The organism is Vibrio sp. 1731, from assembly GCF_033339955.1.
Lineage (GTDB): Bacteria > Pseudomonadota > Gammaproteobacteria > Enterobacterales > Vibrionaceae > Vibrio > Vibrio alginolyticus.
On the sequence record NZ_JAWOVO010000122.1, the window covers coordinates 1 to 1,172 of the forward strand.

Sequence of the window (1,172 nt, forward strand, 5' to 3'; positions counted from 1 at the left end):
GATGGCTTACATCATTGGCGCTGGCGATTTAGTGCAAAAAATCACGGCATCAGTCGGCCTTTCTGTTTCCACTGTTTCTAGCCAAGTTGGCTTTACCATCTTAGTGGGTCTGATTGTTTCTGCTGGCACTGGTGTGGTCGACAAACTGAACCGTGGTTTGTTTATCGGTATGATTGTTGCGCTTGTTTTAACGCTGTTTGCTCTTGCTCCTAGTGTTTCATTCGAAGGCCTAAACGAAGTCGTGAGTAGCGACAAAATGGCACTGATCAAAACCAGCTCTGTGCTATTCACCAGTTTTGGCTTTATGGTCGTCATTCCTTCGTTGGTGACTTACAACAAAGAAGCGAGCAAAACTCAGCTGCGCAACATGATCGTTGTCGGCTCTACGATTCCTTTGGTTTGTTACCTATTGTGGTTGTTTGCGGTTGTGGGTAACTTGCCGCCACATGAGCTGGTACAGTACTCAAACGTCACTGAACTTATCTCGGTTCTTGGTCAACAGTACAATGGCTTGGAGTTTATTCTGTCCATGTTTACTGGTTTGGCGTTGCTAACTTCATTCTTGGGTGTGGCAATGGCGCTTTACGACCAAAACGCGGACTTGCTCAAAACCAGCAAGCCAGTGGTATTCGTCACCACATTTATTCTGCCGCTACTTGGTGCTGTATTTGCTCCGGAACATTTCTTAGCAATTTTAAGCTACGCAGGCATTATTCTTGTGTTCTTGGCGGTTTTTGTTCCATTGTCGATGACAATGAAAGTGCGCCGTGTACCTGTCGAAGACAACAGCGTTTACGAAGCTGGTGGCGGTGTGATGGGCATGAGTATGATCTTCCTGTTTGGCTGCTTCCTACTATTTGCACAAGCTGTGTAATACAAGCACATTGAATACATGAGCCGCCCGTTGAAAAACGAGCGGCTTTTTTAATGGCAATGACATAAGTTTTACGAGAGATGACGGCTTTGACGTCGGGCTGATAATTGTTCATAAGCTCTGACCGAGAGGTGATACTCCTTAGCGAACAACTGACATGTGGTAAGCAGATGCTGACTAATATAGTGATAGTTGTATCGATAAGGGGAGTCGTTGTGTCAAAGCAATTATCTTTTGCCATGGTTGGCGTTATGCTGTCTTTGGGTGTGTTCAGTGCGGAAGCGATGGCAGATCCAAA

The 1,172-nt window shown here is 45.6% G+C and carries 1 protein-coding gene; it reads left to right on the top strand.

The features are described 5' to 3' along the window. On the top strand, positions 1-874 hold an 874-nt coding region (locus R7035_RS25610; RefSeq protein ID WP_318146368.1), incomplete at its 5' end, for an aromatic amino acid transport family protein. Between the last annotated feature and the right edge of the window lie 298 nt (positions 875-1,172).